Origin of the sequence: Vibrio sp. T9, from assembly GCF_003123985.1 — a bacterium.
Taxonomy (GTDB): Bacteria; Pseudomonadota; Gammaproteobacteria; order Enterobacterales; family Vibrionaceae; genus Vibrio; species Vibrio diabolicus.
Genome location: NZ_NIGY01000130.1, coordinates 1 through 341 on the forward strand (window position 1 = coordinate 1; position 341 = coordinate 341).

1 protein-coding gene is annotated in these 341 nt (G+C 59.2%); it reads right to left on the reverse strand.

Annotated features, from left to right (window positions below):
* The coding region (locus CBX98_RS25765; RefSeq protein WP_146192931.1) for a GNAT family N-acetyltransferase at positions 1 to 291 on the reverse strand (291 nt) is incomplete at its 3' end.
* Between the last annotated feature and the right edge of the window lie 50 nt (positions 292 to 341).

Sequence of the window (341 nt, forward strand, 5' to 3'; positions counted from 1 at the left end):
AAGGAACGCGTAGCCGAGATCGGGAAAGTCGAGCGTGTCGCGCCGGATCAGCCCAGACATGCCGACAGGTTCGCCGCCCGCCTTCAACGCGACCCTGTAAAGACCAAAGCCATGCTTCGTATAGTTCGTCAGCGGGCCATCCAACAAATACTTCTGGGCGCCGGCGACGTCCCGAACGCCTCGATCGGCGATGTACCTGATGAAGTCCGGCTCGTTGAGCAGTTCAAGTACGAAAGCTGCGTCTTCAAGTCCGAACTCGGTAATGGAGAGGCGCTCAGTTTCGATGATCATGGCAGGCGGGTCGCCGTTGGGTTGTGTTCGCCAGGGCGATCCTACTGCAG